Origin of the sequence: Vreelandella gomseomensis (assembly GCF_031451645.1) — a bacterium.
Taxonomy (GTDB): domain Bacteria; phylum Pseudomonadota; class Gammaproteobacteria; order Pseudomonadales; family Halomonadaceae; genus Vreelandella; species Vreelandella gomseomensis.
In genome coordinates, this window is sequence record NZ_JARWAI010000008.1 from 1 (window position 1) to 15,177 (window position 15,177).

14 protein-coding genes are annotated in these 15,177 nt (G+C 56.7%); 5 read left to right on the top strand and 9 right to left on the bottom strand.

Annotated elements, in window-relative coordinates; all coding sequences use genetic code 11:
• Positions 1-209 precede the first annotated feature (209 nt).
• The 4 genes from QC815_RS11420 to QC815_RS11435 form a co-directional block, all read right to left on the bottom strand.
• The gene (locus tag QC815_RS11420; protein WP_230448297.1) at positions 210-2,015 is read right to left on the bottom strand and encodes an acyl-CoA dehydrogenase C-terminal domain-containing protein; all 1,806 of its coding nucleotides are present in this window, start codon (positions 2,013-2,015) and stop codon (positions 210-212) included.
• A 226-nt stretch (positions 2,016-2,241) separates the two neighbouring features.
• Entirely contained in the window at positions 2,242-3,009 is a 768-nt protein-coding gene (locus QC815_RS11425; protein ID WP_230448296.1) for an SDR family NAD(P)-dependent oxidoreductase, read from the bottom strand.
• 26 nt (positions 3,010-3,035) lie between these two features.
• Positions 3,036-4,700, bottom strand: coding sequence for an AMP-binding protein (locus tag QC815_RS11430; RefSeq protein ID WP_310539841.1), 1,665 nt, complete (start codon positions 4,698-4,700; stop codon positions 3,036-3,038).
• 168 nt (positions 4,701-4,868) lie between these two features.
• Complete coding sequence (locus QC815_RS11435; RefSeq protein ID WP_230448294.1) at positions 4,869-5,447, bottom strand: TetR/AcrR family transcriptional regulator; 579 nt, start codon at positions 5,445-5,447, stop codon at positions 4,869-4,871.
• A gap of 125 nt (positions 5,448-5,572) precedes the next feature.
• Here QC815_RS11435 and QC815_RS11440 point away from each other — a divergent pair, with 125 nt between their 5' ends.
• Positions 5,573-6,760: an acetyl-CoA C-acyltransferase gene (locus QC815_RS11440; RefSeq protein ID WP_230448293.1), complete on the top strand. Its 1,188-nt coding sequence runs from the start codon at positions 5,573-5,575 to the stop codon at positions 6,758-6,760.
• Positions 6,761-6,813: 53 nt separating this feature from the next.
• Here QC815_RS11440 and QC815_RS11445 read toward each other — a convergent pair whose 3' ends face one another.
• Positions 6,814-8,502, bottom strand: coding sequence for a methyl-accepting chemotaxis protein (locus QC815_RS11445; RefSeq protein WP_310539843.1), 1,689 nt, complete (start codon positions 8,500-8,502; stop codon positions 6,814-6,816).
• Positions 8,503-8,515: 13 nt separating this feature from the next.
• Complete coding sequence (locus tag QC815_RS11450) at positions 8,516-8,938, bottom strand: arsenate reductase ArsC (protein ID WP_230448291.1); 423 nt, start codon at positions 8,936-8,938, stop codon at positions 8,516-8,518.
• 155 nt (positions 8,939-9,093) lie between these two features.
• Between QC815_RS11450 and arsH the strand changes: the two genes are divergently transcribed.
• Genes arsH through QC815_RS11470 form a run of 4 tightly spaced genes read left to right on the top strand, consistent with a single transcriptional unit; the run spans position 9,094 to position 11,928 of the window.
• Entirely contained in the window at positions 9,094-9,813 is a 720-nt protein-coding gene (arsH, locus tag QC815_RS11455) for an arsenical resistance protein ArsH (protein ID WP_230448290.1), read from the top strand.
• A 13-nt stretch (positions 9,814-9,826) separates the two neighbouring features.
• Positions 9,827-10,903 carry an ACR3 family arsenite efflux transporter gene (gene arsB / locus QC815_RS11460; RefSeq protein WP_310539846.1) on the top strand — a complete coding sequence of 359 codons (1,077 nt, stop codon included), beginning with the start codon at positions 9,827-9,829 and terminating at the stop codon, positions 10,901-10,903.
• 15 nt (positions 10,904-10,918) lie between these two features.
• The gene (locus QC815_RS11465; protein ID WP_310539848.1) at positions 10,919-11,590 is read left to right on the top strand and encodes an NADPH-dependent FMN reductase; all 672 of its coding nucleotides are present in this window, start codon (positions 10,919-10,921) and stop codon (positions 11,588-11,590) included.
• 44 nt (positions 11,591-11,634) lie between these two features.
• Positions 11,635-11,928, top strand: coding sequence for a CC/Se motif family (seleno)protein (locus tag QC815_RS11470; RefSeq protein WP_310539850.1), 294 nt, complete (start codon positions 11,635-11,637; stop codon positions 11,926-11,928).
• Positions 11,929-11,939: 11 nt separating this feature from the next.
• Here QC815_RS11470 and arsJ read toward each other — a convergent pair whose 3' ends face one another.
• From arsJ to pstB, 3 genes are all read right to left on the bottom strand, one after another.
• A complete protein-coding gene (gene arsJ, locus QC815_RS11475) occupies positions 11,940-13,151 on the bottom strand; it encodes an organoarsenical effux MFS transporter ArsJ (protein ID WP_422828719.1) in 1,212 nt (403 codons plus the stop codon).
• 4 nt (positions 13,152-13,155) lie between these two features.
• Entirely contained in the window at positions 13,156-14,187 is a 1,032-nt protein-coding gene (locus QC815_RS11480; protein ID WP_230448285.1) for an ArsJ-associated glyceraldehyde-3-phosphate dehydrogenase, read from the bottom strand.
• 127 nt (positions 14,188-14,314) lie between these two features.
• Positions 14,315-15,154, bottom strand: a complete 840-nt coding sequence (gene pstB / locus QC815_RS11485; RefSeq protein ID WP_230448284.1) for a phosphate ABC transporter ATP-binding protein PstB — start codon at positions 15,152-15,154, stop codon at positions 14,315-14,317.
• Between the last annotated feature and the right edge of the window lie 23 nt (positions 15,155-15,177).

A 15,177-nucleotide genomic window follows, 5' to 3' on the forward strand; every position in this document is an offset into this window, starting at 1 on the left:
GGTTTTTACACCTCATCCACCGCTGGCAACGCCTGGCGTCCCCGGCAGCGGATGCGTACTTTACGGTGTTGCTGCCGGGTTGGCAAGGGGGCAGTAAAAATAAAAAAGCGACAGGTCTGATTCAAAGAACCAGGCCTGCCGCAAACCACCGATCAGAACGCCTGACCAGAGAGTGCCCGTTAACGGCCTGCGGCCGAGATGACTGCTATCTAAATTTCAAACCCCAGACCAAAGTCATCACTGGAGATCGCCATCAGGCTACCCGCGCCCGACTGAATCATTTGTGCGTGCGCCTTGGTGCGCGGCAATAACCGCTGGTAATAAAACCGTGCAGTATTCAACTTCGCGGCATAGAAAGCCTTGTCTTCGCCGGTTAGAGACAACGACGCCTGCTTGGCAGCCCGAGCAAACAAGTAGGCGAGCGTGACGTAGCCGGAATACATGAGGTAATCAACGCTTGCCGCCCCGACTTCTTCGCGATCCTGCATGGCCTTCATGCCAACGCCCATGGTCAATTCGCCCCATTCGGCATTCAGCTTGGAAAGCGGCTCGACAAACTCTTTGAGGTCGGGATTGTCGGCTTCTGCCTTGCAGAATTTGTGAATCTCCTTGGTAAACACCTTCAACGACTCACCCTGGCTCATGAGCACTTTACGGCCCAGCAGGTCGAGCGCCTGAATACCGGTCGTGCCTTCATAAAGGCGGGTAATCCGCGCATCACGAACCAGTTGCTCCATGCCCCACTCTTTAATGAAGCCATGACCACCGTAGATCTGTACGCCCTCATTAGTGCTTTCAAAACCGACTTCAGTAAGGAAGGCTTTCACAATAGGCGTTAGCAAGCCAAGCAGGGTTTCAGCGTGATCGCGCGCTTCACCGGGCTCACCATGCTCCACCACATCGAGCATTTGCGCGGTATACAGCACCAGCATGCGCCCGCCTTCCGCAAAGGCTTTCTGCGTGAGCAGCATCCGGCGCACATCGGGGTGAACGATAATTGGGTCCGCCGGCTTTTCGGGGGCCTGCTTACCTGAGAGCCCGCGCATCTGCAGCCGGTCGCGAGCGTAGCTGAGCGAGTTTTGAAAACTGGCTTCGATCAATCCCAACCCCTGGATACCGACGCCGAGACGTGCCGCATTCATCATGGTGAACATGCACGCCAGCCCCTTATTGGGTGGCCCCACCAGGTAGCCGGTTGCGCCGTCGAAGTTCATGACGCAGGTGGCGTTACCATGAATACCCATCTTGTGTTCTAGCGAGCCACAGGTGACGCCATTGCGTTCGCCAGGATCGCCTTCTGCATTCGGTAGAAACTTGGGTACGACAAACAGCGAAATACCCTTGGAGCCTTCAGGCGCATCGGGGAGCTTTGCCAGCACCAGGTGCACGATGTTCTCGGCAAGGTTGTGGTCACCCGCCGAGATAAAGATCTTGGTGCCGGTAATCGCGTACGCATTGCCCGCAACGGGTACCGCACGCGTCTTGATCAGGCCGAGGTCAGTGCCGCAGTGAGGCTCGGTGAGGCACATGGTCCCCGTCCAGACGCCTTCGACCAGCTTGGTGAGATAGGCCGCCTTCTGCTCTTCGGTGCCGTGATGGCGAAGCGCGTCGGCCGCACCATGCGACAGCCCCGGGTACATGCCCCACGCCAGGTTAGTCGCGCAGGTCATTTCCGAGAGCATCATGGCAAGCGAGGGCGGCAAGCCCTGGCCACCCTGCTCCGGGTCGGCGGCCAGACTTGGCCAGCCGCCTTCAACATATTGCTGATAGGCCTCTTTGAATCCCTTGGGCGCTTTTACCTCGCCACCCTCTAACAGGCAGCCTTCTTCATCGCCGCTTTGGTTAAGCGGCAAAAGCACATCGCGGGCAAAGCGCGCGCCCTCTTCCAGGATAGCACTGACCACATCGGGAGAAGCGTCTTCACCGTTGGGCAGCGAAGCGTAATGGGCGGGGTAATCAAACATTTCGTCCATGACGAAACGCATGTCACGCAAGGGGGCCTGGTAACTGGGCATGGCACTTCTCCTAAACAGGGGGCTGAAAGCAACGAGCGTCTTCAGAAAACGGCTTTCAAACACATGTTTGAAAATTAGCGCGAGCCCGCCCAGTAGTCAAGCAGTCGTTTTAATTTAGCCGCTAAAAGCGCTACCACTTTGGTCGCCCAACGGGTCTACCATGCCCTAGAAAAAACCTGCCGACGAGAACGCCGACAGGTCATCTAATAGCGGATGAACAAGGCCATTACTGCATTCGAATGCCACCATCCAAACGAATCACCTCACCGTTGAGCATGGGATTGGCAATGATCTGTTCGGCCAGCTGGGCAAATTCCTCTGGTTTGCCCAGCCGCTTGGGGAAAGGCACGGCGGCCGCTAATGCTTCGGTCGCTTCAGAAGGAAGCTCGCTCATCATGGGGGTCTCGAACACCCCGGGCGCAATGGCCATCACACGGATAGCATGGCGGGATAGCTCGCGCGCTGCGGGAAGACTCATGCCGACAACGCCAGCCTTGGACGCACTGTAGGCGCATTGACCAACTTGACCATCGAATGCCGCAATAGACGCCGTGTTGATCATCACGCCGCGCTCGCCACTATCATTAGGGGCATTTTTAGCCATCGCCGCGGACGCAAGGCGCATGACATTGAAGGTGCCCACCAGATTGATATTGACAGTGTTCGCATAGCTGTCCAGATCGGCCGGATTACCTTCCCGGTCGACCAGCTTGGCCACGCTCACTACACCCGCGCAGTGAATGACACCCGAGAGTCCCCGCTCGCCCCCGAACGCAACCGCCGCATCAACCGCCTGCTGCATTTGCTCTGCAGAAGTAATGTCGGCCAGACATGCCTGAGCGCTTTCCCCCAGTGTCTGGGCGTGGGTGTTTACGCTGTCGCTTAGGTCGCAGAGCATCACCCGGGCACCGCCGGCGACCAGACGCTCGGCGGTGGCGGCCCCCAGTCCGGAAGCGGCACCGGTGATTAAAAACGTATGATCCTTCACTTGCATGATGGCATTTCCCTGTTATGAAAGTGTTATTCGCTCAGGCGGGCGTCTTCGGCGGCCTCGGCACGCAGTTTGAAGCGCTGGATCTTTCCGCTCGGCGTCTTGGGCAGCTCGTCGATAAACTCGATGACGCGAGGAAACGCATGGGTCGATAGCCGTTTGCGCACCTGCTGGCGGATTTCCTCTGCAAGCGCTTCACTGGCTTCAAAGCCCATGCGCAGCACGATGTAGGACTTGATCACCTCGCCGCGGATCTCATCGGGCTGGCCGACCGCCGCCGACTCCGCCACGGCCGGATGCGTCATGACACTGTTTTCAACATCGGTGGGCCCGACGCGGTAGCCCGAGGTCGTGATGATGTCGTCGTCGCGACCGGCAAACTGAAACGAACCATCCGCGTTGCGGATCACCACGTCACCGGTCAGGTAATAGCCCTTCACAAAGGGGTCTTTCTCTTGCCAGGTATAGCCCTGGAAAAAGTGCGCCGGGGATTGCTCAATGTCCACGGCCAGCACGCCCGGCTCGCCAGGCGGCAGTTCGTTATACTCAGCGTCCAGAATCGCCAGCCGGTACCCCGGCATGGGCACCCCCATGGCGCCGACATGCTTGGGATGATCAAGGGCATGGTGGTTATTGCATGTCATCCCGGTTTCGGTTTGTCCATAGTGGTCCATCACCGAACAGCCCAATGACATCTCCACCCATGACACTACTTCGGTATTGAGCGGTTCGCCTGCTGAACTGGTGGCACGTAACTCAAGCGTTTGATGGGCGTCGTCGAAAAGGCCTGACGCCTTCATCAGCCGATAGGCCGTTGGTGCTGCAGCGAAGTTGGTGATGCGGTGGCGCTTCATAAAGGCAAGTGCGCCCTCGGCGGTAAACCCTGCTTCGCAGAAGTGCGTCGTGACACCCAGCAAAAGCGGACCGGCGATGGCATAGTAAAGGCCATAGGCCCAGCCAGGGTCGGCCATGTTCCAGAAGCGATCGTCGTCGCGAAGATCCACCGCCAACTCCATATAGAGAGCAAATGCCGTCATGCCGGAAAGCGGTACGGCAACGCCTTTGGGCTTACCGACCGTGCCTGAGGTAAACATTTGCAGGAAGGGCTTGTCGGGGGAGAGCCGGGGTGGCTTTCCCGTCATTGACGCATGCGTCAAGGCAGCGTGCCAGTCGTGGTCGCCCGGATGTTCGCTGCTCAAACCACCCACCGCCAATACGGGTGGACACTGACTCAAACCCTCGAACTTATAGCGATTCGCATGATCGGTGATCACCAACCGGGTATCGGCCTGGCCAAGCCGATAGTCCACCGCATCGGGGCCAAAAGCGGTAAACAGCGGCTGGTAAACGGCACCAATCCGCCAGGTCGCCAACACCGCCACCATCAATGGCAGTGAACGGGGCAGCATGCACGCAATGCGGTCTCCCTCGCCCAGACCCTGGGCCTGAAACCAGCCGGCCAGATGAGCGCTTTGCTGGTCAAGCTCGGCATAGCTGAGGGTATGCGTCGCTCCGCTCACGTCTTCCTGTACCAGGGCCAACACATCGCCCCTGCCTGCCCGAACATGACGCCCACAGCAGGCTTCAAAGGCGTTTAACTGCCCGTCTTGATGGTCATCGAGCCTGGCAATGATATCGCCAATGGAAAACGTATCAAGGTAGTCGGCGTATGCAGGGGGTGTTGTCGATGTCATGTCAGCTCTCTTGGATATTGTTGGCAGTGAGCAGCAGGCTACGTCATCGCAGGCATCATGCTTATCAGTTTACGTTAACGGAAACCTGTAAATAAAAAACCAAGCTAAAAGCAAACGCCTGGAAGCGCAAGCCAGTCGCGTCGATTGCAGGTTATACGTTAGTAGAGCTTAAGCCTGATCACCCCGGCCTGCCATGATCATGGCGACCAGTTCATCGGCGAGATCATCAGGCGCTTGGGGGCCTTCGGGGTTGTACCAGCGCACCGTCCAGTTCAGCGCACCAAGGATAAAGCGAGAAACCAGGAAGCGGTCGCCTTGGATCACGCCGGCAGCCAACGCATCATCAATTACTCCCAGCCACAGCGCTTCATACGCATCGCGCAGGTGGCTCAGATGTGCGCTGGCGTCAGGCGCCAGGCGTCGCCATTCGAATAGCGCCACCACATGGGCATTACGGTCGGCAAAAAGCGTTTCGAGATGCGCCCGCGCCATCGCCCGAAGGCGTGCTTCGGGATGCGAAGGGCCGTTATCCAGGGCCCGACGGGCAATGACCAGCGCATTTTGGGTGCCCTCTTCGATTACCGCCGCCAGAATTTCCTGCTTATCCCTGAAATGATGAAACAGGCTGCCGGACTTGATCCCCATTTCCTGCGCCAGCATGCGCACCGTGGTACGGTCAAAGCCTTCCTGGACAAATAGCTGAGCCGCGAGGCGTGTTAATTCCTTGCGACGAGGCGATGCATTCATTACATTCATGTCGTTCACACTAGCGCTTGCTTGGTTACCTCGGAGAAGACCACAGCACCGGCAACGGGTCAACGCATAGCGCACCTCTCAGCGAGATAATCACAATAACTTTAATGGAGAACACCATGAGTAACGCTAAAGACATCGTGTTTCTGTCGGCAACACGCACCCCGATGGGCGGCATGATGGGCAGCCTGTCGAGCATGAGTGCTCCCGAGCTGGGTGCAATTGCCATCCGCGCCGCGATGGAGCGTGCCGGTATCGACCCCGCGACCATCGAAGAAGGCATCCTGGGCTGTGTACTGCCCGCTGGCGTTAAACAGGGCCCGGCGCGACAAGCCATGCGCCAGGCAGGCATCCCCGATGCCAACGGTGCGACCACCATCAACAAGCTATGCGGCTCGGGCATGAAAGCCGCCATGCTGGCCCACGACCTGATCAAGGCCGGCAGCGGCGATGTCATCCTCGCTGGCGGCATGGAGTCCATGTCCAACGCTCCGCATGTGCTCACCAAGGCGCGCAGCGGTTATCGGTTAGGCCACGGAGAGCTGAAAGATCACATGTTCCTGGATGGCCTGGAAGATGCTGAGACCGGCAAGCTGATGGGCGTCTTCGCCCAGGACGTTGCCTCTCAGCGCGGCTACACCCGGGAGCGGCTGGATGACTTTGCGATTGCCTCGCTGGAGCGGTCCATGGCGGCCACCAATGAAGGCCATTTGGCCGCTGAAATGGCCCCGGTTACCGTCACATCTCGACATGGCGACACCCTGGTTGAACACGACGAGCAGCCCTTTCAAGCCAAACTCGACAAGATCCGCCAGCTTCGTCCAGCATTTGCCAAGGATGGCACCATCACTGCCGCCAACGCCAGCTCCATTTCCGACGGCGCGTCGGCACTAATCCTGGCGAGTCAGGCAGCAGCAGATCAGCACGGCATCAAGCCGCTGGCACGCATGCTCGGCCACGCGACGCATTCACGCCACCCCAGCGAGTTTACAATTGCCCCCGTGGGCGCGATTGAAAAGTTGATGAAAAAGCTGGATTGGCGCGTTGAGGACGTTGACCTATTTGAAATCAACGAGGCATTTGCCGTGGTAACGCTCATGGCCATGGACGATCTGAACCTTCCCCACGACAAGGTCAACATCTTTGGTGGCGCCTGTGCCCAGGGGCACCCCGTTGGCTCCACCGGTTCACGTATCATCGCGACCCTGATTCATGCCCTGCGCACCAAGGGCGGCAAGCGCGGTATTGCCAGCCTGTGCATCGGTGGCGGCGAAGCCACGGCCGTCGCGGTCGAACTGATGGATTAACTGCCCGCAAGCCCCAGCGCATGCGCGTTTCGCTGCGCTGGGGAAACCCGCCACTAGTTCAACGCGAACACTTCGTGTGACGGTGCCCGATCCCAACCGCTTGATGAACCGCTAAGCGCTGCCGAACCTTCCTCTTGTGGATGAGGTATTGGCGTCTCTTTATCCAAACCGGGCATCAACATCTCACCGGTCACCTTGAACTGGCCGGCGTATTCCCGCATTTGCGACGCTTCTTCTGACAGCTCTGATGAATACTGAGTCGCTTTATTGACCAGTCGCATGGTATCTTGCGTGGTGGTTTCGATATCACCAACTGCATGATTAACCTCTTCAATCCCCCGCCGCTGCTCCTCGGACGCATGTGCTATTTGCGTCATCAACTCATCTACGTAGCTGACGGCATGCATGATAGCCCGTGTTCGCTCACCGGCCTGTTGGGATAGTACGCTACCTTGCTGAACACTATTACTTGATGCCTCGATACGTGTTCTAATCTCACTGGCCGCATTAGCACTACGCGTTGCCAACGCACGCACCTCACTGGCAACCACCGCGAACCCGCGCCCGTGCTCACCGGCACGCGCCGCTTCTACGGAGGCATTCAGCGCCAAGATGTTGGTCTGAAAAGCAATGCTTTCTATCATCTTGATGATGCTTTGAATCTCCTCGGAGTGATCATTGATGGCCTCCATCGTCGCGACAAGCTGGGAAATGACGTCGTCACCCTCTTTTGCTTTCTGGGAGACATCTGTTGTCGACTGACTGACATGGTGAGCGTTTTCCGCGTTTTGATTAACCGTCGCGGTCAGCTGCTCCAGACTCGCCGCAATTTGCTGCAATGCAGAGACTTGCGTATCAGTTTGGCTGGTCAATCGTGCATTCTGCTCTGTCATTTCCTGGCTATTGCTGTATACCTGCTGGCTGCTGGTGGCAAGGCGGTTGACCGTCGCTGTTAGTGAGTCCTGCATGCTGGCAAGCTCGCTGAACAGTTGCCCAATCTCATTGGTCGAATGCGCGTTTACTGGCGCAGACAGATCGCCCTTGGCAATGCGCTGAAAGTGCCCTCTGATATTTTTTAAAGGGCCAAGCACATTCCTGCGCACGCCCCAAACGACAAAGCCCACGACTACCAGCGCCGCGATGAGTACCGCTACCACACCCCAGAAGAGCAATGAAGATACTTGATCGAAGCGTGCCAACAATCCATTACCGCGTTGCGCGGATGCGTCGAAAAAAGCTTCGACACTTTCTACAAAACGCCGACTGCTCTCATCCACCCGCGACTCACCCGACAGAAAGCCGGATACATCACGCTCATCAAGCATCATCATTTGCAGGCTGAGATTGTTGTTAACAAAGGATCGAAAATCATTTGTTAACTGATCAACCAGGGCCTGTTGGCTTGGCGCAATATGGCTCGATGTAAATTGTGAGAAATGCGCTTCCGCCGATTCAAGCAGCTGGTGTGCCTCTTCCAGCAACGGCTCGGGACGATCAAAAGACGGGGTTCGAATGAGCTCCGCGGCACGATTCATCTGGATACGGGCACGCAGCAACTCGCTATAAGCGCTGTTGAGCTCACTGATTTGTGCCATATCGCGCTGATGTAATGACGTGAAGGCATCCCGCCCAAACTGGTTGGCAAATAATCCAAGTGCTCCGATAAGGAGGATCAAACCGCTAAACGCCGCCAAAACCAGCATCCAGCTCATTTTGACGCTTAGGTGATTGACAAGCTTCATCAAGACCCACCATTCATTGTTGTTTGTCAAACGCAGGAAGCAAGAGCCATAGCTGCATACGGCGCCGAATCTCTTGAAGCGCCTGTTCGTAGGCGTCCAACTTGCTGATCAAACGCGGGTCGCGAATATCCCAATACAGCCTTTCACCCGCCGCTCCTTGCCATTCACGGCAAGCCTGCTGGGCTTTGTCACACAGCACAATGACGTAATCAAAGCTTTCGTTTTCAAACTCATCCAATGACTTGCTGTGCAGCCCCTCAATGGAAAGCCCCTGCTTGGCGAGCGCCTCAAGCGTCAGTGCATGGGGTTCATCAGGCTCAGTGCCCGCGCTGAACGCTTCAAAGCGGTCACCGGCCATATGACGAAGCAGTACTTCGCCCATTAGCGAACGTGCCGAATTGGCGTTACACAGGAATAGCACGCGACGCTTTGACATAAATAAACGACCTCTTATCTAGTGATTTAGCAACAAGCTACGCAGCAATCATGACGACATTGTTGCAGCGATAGCGACGCCGCTAGAAATATACGAAAAAACATATATCATAAGAGGGTGCGTTTCGACGCGACATCGATAAGGGAGCCGCTCACATGACCCCGCTGGACGATTTACCCAACCTGGATGCGAACCTCTTTGAAGTACCCAGCCTCGAGCGCCTGGATCTAACGGCAGGTAGCACCCACGCGCCAAAAATTCTGCTGCTTTATGGCTCCCTGCGTGAACGTTCGTTCAGCCGTTTGGCAACGGAGGAAGCCGCTCGCCTGCTCGACGCCATGGGCGCTGAAACAAGAATGTTTGACCCCAGAGGATTGCCGCTACCGGATACCGAGGACGCCAGCCACTGCAAAGTTGAAGAGCTGCGCCAATTGGCCCAATGGTCAGAAGGCATGGTGTGGTGCTCTCCCGAACGCCACGGCGCGATGACCGGCATCATGAAAGCGCAGATTGACTGGATCCCGCTTGCATTGGGTGGTGTACGTCCGACCCAGGGCAAGACATTGGCGGTAATGCAGGTATGCGGTGGTTCGCAATCCTTCAATACGGTCAACCAACTGCGTATTCTGGGCCGCTGGATGCGCATGCTGACGATTCCCAACCAGTCATCAGTGCCCAAAGCGTTTAAGGAATTCGACGATAACGACCGTATGAAAGCCTCCCCCTTCTACGAGCGCATCGTGGACGTCATGGAAGAACTGGTGAAGTTTACGCTACTCGTGCGGGATCGGAGCTCGCTGCTCACCGACCGTTATTCAGAGCGCAAGGAAAGCGCCGAAGAACTCTCCAAGCGGGTTAACCAGCGGGCTATTTGATCAGGAGCTTTTCATGTCAATGAAGCAGGATACGTCATCTCCCTCCACCGCCGAGGGCATGGGTTTATTCGAGCGCTTTCTCTCGGTTTGGGTGGCTCTTGCCATTGTGGCAGGCATCTTGCTCGGGCAGCTTGCCCCGGCGATACCGGAAGCATTATCACGCCTTGAGGTAGCCCAAGTCTCCATCCCTATCGCGGTATTAATCTGGGCCATGATTTTTCCCATGATGGCGCAAATTGACTTTACCTCCATCGCGGGGGTTCGCCGCCAACCCAAAGGGCTGACCATCACCACAGCCGTCAATTGGCTGATCAAGCCCTTCTCCATGTTTGCCATTGCGTGGCTGTTTTTCATGGTGATCTTTCAGCCCTTTATCCCTGAAGCGCTGGCCAGCCAGTATCTAGCGGGTGCCATTCTGCTCGGCGCCGCCCCGTGCACCGCCATGGTGTTTGTATGGAGCTATCTAACCCGAGGTGACGCGGCTTATAGCCTGGTGCAGGTGGCGCTCAATGACTTGATCATGCTGTTTGCCTTCGCCCCTATCGTGGTCTTCCTGCTCGGAATTTCCAATATTCAGGTGCCCTGGAACACCGTCGCCCTGTCGGTCGTGCTGTATATCGTGATTCCCCTCGCAGCAGGCTATATCACCCGGCAAAGCTTGATTAAAAAGCGCGGCGCCGAGTGGTACGACAATGTGTTCATGAAGCGCGTTGGCCCAATCACCCCGATTGGCTTGATCATTACCCTGGTGATGCTGTTTGCCTTCCAGGGCGAGGTGATTCTGAACAACCCGCTGCATATTGTGCTCATTGCCATTCCGCTGATTATTCAAACCTTCCTGATCTTCTTCATCGCCTACGGCTGGGCGAAAGTCTGGCGTGTCCCCCACAACATTGCCGCTCCCGGCGCGATGATTGGCGCGAGCAACTTCTTTGAGCTCGCGGTCGCAGCCGCCATTGCGCTGTTTGGCATGCAGTCTGGCGCGGCACTGGCAACGGTCGTCGGCGTATTGGTCGAAGTGCCGCTGATGCTTGCACTGGTAAGAATCGCCAATAAGACGCGCCGTCATTTTCCGGCAGACGCTCATTAATCGGGGTAAAACGCTATGGCTCACTACTTGGTATTTCTGGGTTCAACCCGCACCAGTTCACCGCCTTCCCCGGCGCGCCTCGGCGAGCGGGTAGCAAAGGCCTGCAAGCGTTTACTTTCATCGTTACCGCATACCACAGCTGAGGTTATTGACCCGCTAAACCTAAACTTGAGCGATCCGTTCAAGCCGCATTTTGCCTACTCCAAAGCCGATGCGCCGGAAGACTTGGCAGCGCTTGCCCATAAAATTGCCAACGCTGATGGCTACGTGATGGTCAGCCCTGAGTACAACCATGCCATGAGCCCGGCGCTTAGCCATCTACTCAATCACTTCGGGGCATCACTGTTTGCATTTAAGCCCAGCGCTATCGTCACGTATTCCATGGGCCAATGGGGAGGTGCACGCGCCGCCGTTTCCATGCGCACCTTTCTCTCGGAGCTTGGCTGCCTGCCGGTGTCGGCCATGATCCATATACCTAAAGCCCAGGAAGCACTAAATGAAGACGGTCACTTTGCCCAGGATCAGGAGCGCTGGGAAGGTTATTTTGGCCGTACACTTGGCCAGCTCATGTGGTGGTCGGAAGCCGCGGCTAGCTATAAACACGAAGTCGACCCAGCCCGTGTCTCACCGGCTTTTAAAACGGAGCCCTCTCAGCGTAACGCGCCTAACTCGACTTATAATGCATAGCTAAACCATTTTCATCGCCAAGAACGTTTACAGTTGAGAGCAAGATGGATGATGTGATCGAAATAGAAGACAACGCATTGGCGTATATTAAGCAACTCGGTAATGTGTTGACCGTCCGATTATCCCCCCGCCATGGCTGCTGCGGGGGGAGCGCCAATGTTGCCGTCGCCGAGGCTATCTCGCCCAAAGACCCTTCGCTTTTCCAACGCTATCACCACCAGGGTATAACGCTATTCACCGACCCCAAGCTCACCTATCAAGGTCTTAAAATCAACGTTGAGGGCTTTTGGAAATTACGCCATCTGTATGTAGAGGGTGCTAGCGTATTGGCACGCTAGCCCCTCAACTGCTAAGCCGCTTTCTTAGGCAACGCCAGCGCCATCACCGCGCTGGAAGCCACCAGCGCAGCGGCGACCCACAGGCAGGCACTCAGCCCATAGGCCATATACAGCCAGCCGGATAGCAGCGTGCCCACCAATCGCCCCATGGCATTGGCCATATAGTAAAAGCCGACGTCCATGGAAACGCCGTCGGCACGCGCATAATGCACAATCAGATAGCTGTGCCAGCTGGAATTAATGGCAAACAGCACGCCAAACGCCAGTAAGCCAACGACCAGCCAACCGACCTGCGCCAAGGGCAGCATGGCTAACACAATCGCCAGCACCGCCAATGCCGCTGCCCAGCCTGCGGTAAGGGCGCGCGCATCGCCCTTGATCAGCCGCGTGAGCTTGGGCGCCTGGGTTTGCACACCGCCGTAGCCAATAATCCATACCGCCAGCAAGCCGCCCACTGTCCAGTGGGTCCAGCCATGCTGGTCATATAAAAACACCGGTAGCGCCACCACAAACCACACATCCCGCGATGCGAACAGACAGAACCGCGCCGCTGACAGCACGTTGATGGCACGTGATTTCGAGAAGATTTCGGAAAACTTGGGCTTTACCTTTTGACGCCCCAGATCCGCCCTCAAGCGCCATAGGGAGAGCAGCAGCACCACGCCCAACATGACGGCCATGGCCACCACGGCACCGCGAAAGCCAATCAACGTCAGCAACAGGCCGCCGACGAAAAAGCCCAAACCTTTCAGGGCATTTTTAGAGCCGGTGAGCATGGCGACCCAGCGGTAGAGCGAGCTGTTGGCGTTGGCACTCTCTGTAGGCACCAGCACTTTCACGGCACTTTTGGCGCTCATCTTGTTGAGGTCTTTGGCGATCCCGGAAAGCGCCTGAGCCGCCATGACCCAGGCGACGGTCAGCAGGCTGGCAGGCACCATCAACATGGCGAGCGCAATAATCTGTAGCCCAAGCCCGACGTTCATGGTGCGATTGAGGCCCAGGCGCGCCCCCAGCCAGCCGCCTACCAGGTTCGTCACCACGCCAAAGGCTTCATAGAACAGAAACAGCATGGCGATTTCCAACGGCGAGTAGCCCAACTGGTGGAAGTGCATTACCACCAGCATGCGCAGCGCGCCATCGGTAATCGTGAAGGCCCAGTAATTGCCCGTTATCAGCATGTACTGGCGCACTTCAAACGGTAACTTCTTCACGCGAGCCAGCATTGATTCAGCCACGATCCACCTGCTCGCCACCTACCTTCAGGGCCAGCTCGGCGGTACGATTGGCATAGCCCCACTCGTTGTCATACCAGGCGTAGAGTTTGAGCTGTGTACCGTTGATCACCATGGTGGAAAGCGCATCGATCACCGAACTGCGCGGGTCGGTACGGTAATCGATCGACACCAGGGGGCGCTCCTCATAGCCCAGAATGCCGGTAAGCTCGCCTTCGGCGGCTGCTTTCAATGCCTGATTGACCTCTTCGGCGGTGACCCCGCGCTCCAGCTCGAAGACCATATCGGTGAGGGACGCGTTGGCCAGCGGCACGCGCACGGCATGGCCGTTAAGCTTGCCTTCCAGCTCAGGAAAGATCGCCGTAATGGCTTTAGCAGAACCGGTGGTGGTGGGAATCAGGCTCATACCGCATGCGCGGGCACGCCGCAAGTCCTTGTGTGGGGCATCCAGGATCGTCTGGGTATTGGTGATGTCGTGTACCGTGGTCATGGAGCCATGGCGGATTCCGAAGGTTTCCTGGATAACCTTGACCACCGGCGCCAGGCAGTTGGTGGTACAGCTGGCGGCCGTGACAATTTTATGCTCTACGGGGTCATAAAGATGGTCATTCACTCCCATCACGACATTGAGTACACCTTGATCGTTAAGCGGTGCACTCACCACTACCCGCGCAACGTCCTGATCCAAATATCCCTGAAGCTGGGCGGCACTTTTCACTTTACCCGAGCATTCGATGATCACGTCGCAGTCGGACCAATCGCTATCCACGATGGCCTGATTAGCACTGAACGCGACCGTGTCGCCATCGATGACGATGCTGTCATCGCCAGTCGAGATCCCCTCGCCCGGCGCCCAATGCCCGTGTACCGAGTCGAACTCCAACAGGTGGGCAAAGGTGGCCGCGTCACCGCCCGGATCATTGATGCGTGTCAGCGCCACTTCACCCGCTTCCACCTTGCTCCACAGGCTGCGTAACGCCAATCGACCGATACGGCCAAAACCATTTATACCGATGCGCAGTGTCATGGAAATCTCCTAAGCTGATTGCTGCATAAAAGCACAATATATACATACGGAAAAACATATATATAGAGACAAAAAATTGTGAATATCAGACCCACTGCACCAGCAGCGGGTCTGAAGGCTCAACTGTTTAGCCGTACCGGCCGGAAATATAATCTTCGGTCTTCTTCTTCGCCGGGGTCGAGAACATTACTTTCGTGTCGTTATATTCGATGATTTCGCCGAGGTGGAAGAACGCCGTGTAGTCGGCCACTCGAGCCGCCTGCTGCATATTATGAGTCACAGTGACGATGGTGAACTGCTCCTTGAGCTTGTCCATCAAATCTTCAATGGTGGCGGTTGAAATCGGGTCGAGGGCCGAAGTCGGCTCGTCCATCAGGATCACATCAGGTTGAACGGCAATCGCTCGGGCAATACACAGACGCTGCTGCTGACCACCCGACAGCGACGTGCCCGGCTCCTGCAGCTTGTCTTTCACTTCGTTCCAAAGCCCTGCATCGCGGAGCGCCCGCTCTACCAGCTCGTCCTGATCGACCTTGCGACTCACCATGTCGTGCATACGCGGCGCATAAGCAATATTTTCAAAGATGGATTTGGGGAACGGATTAGGCTTCTGGAACACCATCCCTACACGCCGCCGTAGGGCAATCTCGTCCATCTTCTGAGCATTGATATCAAGCCCGTCCATTTCCACGAGGCCTTCAGTGCGGACGCTCGGAATCAGGTCGTTCATGCGGTTCAAGCAGCGTAGAAAGGTTGACTTACCGCAGCCGGAAGGCCCGATCAGGGCCGTCACATTTTTCTGGAACAGGTCGATGCTGAGGTTTTTCAGTGCTTGATTCTTGCTGTACCAGAGGTTCAGATCGCGAACGCGAATGCTCAGGTCATGGCATGCCTGTTCGTTGCGCGTATAGGGCTGACCAACGCTTGGTGTTTCTTGCTCAGTCATTACAGGTGCTTGGCTGTTCATATCGGTATCCTTTTTTACGCGCT

Coding starts and splice junctions, on each gene's coding strand:
- QC815_RS11440 (WP_230448293.1), top strand. CDS start 5,573: ATGAGTAACGCTAAAGACATCGTGTTTCTGTCGGCAACACGCACCCCG.
- arsJ (WP_422828719.1), bottom strand. CDS start 13,151: ATGCTGGCTCGCGTGAAGAAGTTACCGTTTGAAGTGCGCCAGTACATG.
- QC815_RS11445 (WP_310539843.1), bottom strand. CDS start 8,502: ATGAAGCTTGTCAATCACCTAAGCGTCAAAATGAGCTGGATGCTGGTT.
- QC815_RS11465 (WP_310539848.1), top strand. CDS start 10,919: ATGGCTCACTACTTGGTATTTCTGGGTTCAACCCGCACCAGTTCACCG.
- QC815_RS11480 (WP_230448285.1), bottom strand. CDS start 14,187: ATGACACTGCGCATCGGTATAAATGGTTTTGGCCGTATCGGTCGATTG.
- QC815_RS11435 (WP_230448294.1), bottom strand. CDS start 5,447: ATGAATGCATCGCCTCGTCGCAAGGAATTAACACGCCTCGCGGCTCAG.
- QC815_RS11425 (WP_230448296.1), bottom strand. CDS start 3,009: ATGCAAGTGAAGGATCATACGTTTTTAATCACCGGTGCCGCTTCCGGA.
- arsB (WP_310539846.1), top strand. CDS start 9,827: ATGTCAATGAAGCAGGATACGTCATCTCCCTCCACCGCCGAGGGCATG.
- QC815_RS11470 (WP_310539850.1), top strand. CDS start 11,635: ATGGATGATGTGATCGAAATAGAAGACAACGCATTGGCGTATATTAAG.
- QC815_RS11430 (WP_310539841.1), bottom strand. CDS start 4,700: ATGACATCGACAACACCCCCTGCATACGCCGACTACCTTGATACGTTT.
- pstB (WP_230448284.1), bottom strand. CDS start 15,154: ATGAACAGCCAAGCACCTGTAATGACTGAGCAAGAAACACCAAGCGTT.
- arsH (WP_230448290.1), top strand. CDS start 9,094: ATGACCCCGCTGGACGATTTACCCAACCTGGATGCGAACCTCTTTGAA.
- QC815_RS11420 (WP_230448297.1), bottom strand. CDS start 2,015: ATGCCCAGTTACCAGGCCCCCTTGCGTGACATGCGTTTCGTCATGGAC.
- QC815_RS11450 (WP_230448291.1), bottom strand. CDS start 8,938: ATGTCAAAGCGTCGCGTGCTATTCCTGTGTAACGCCAATTCGGCACGT.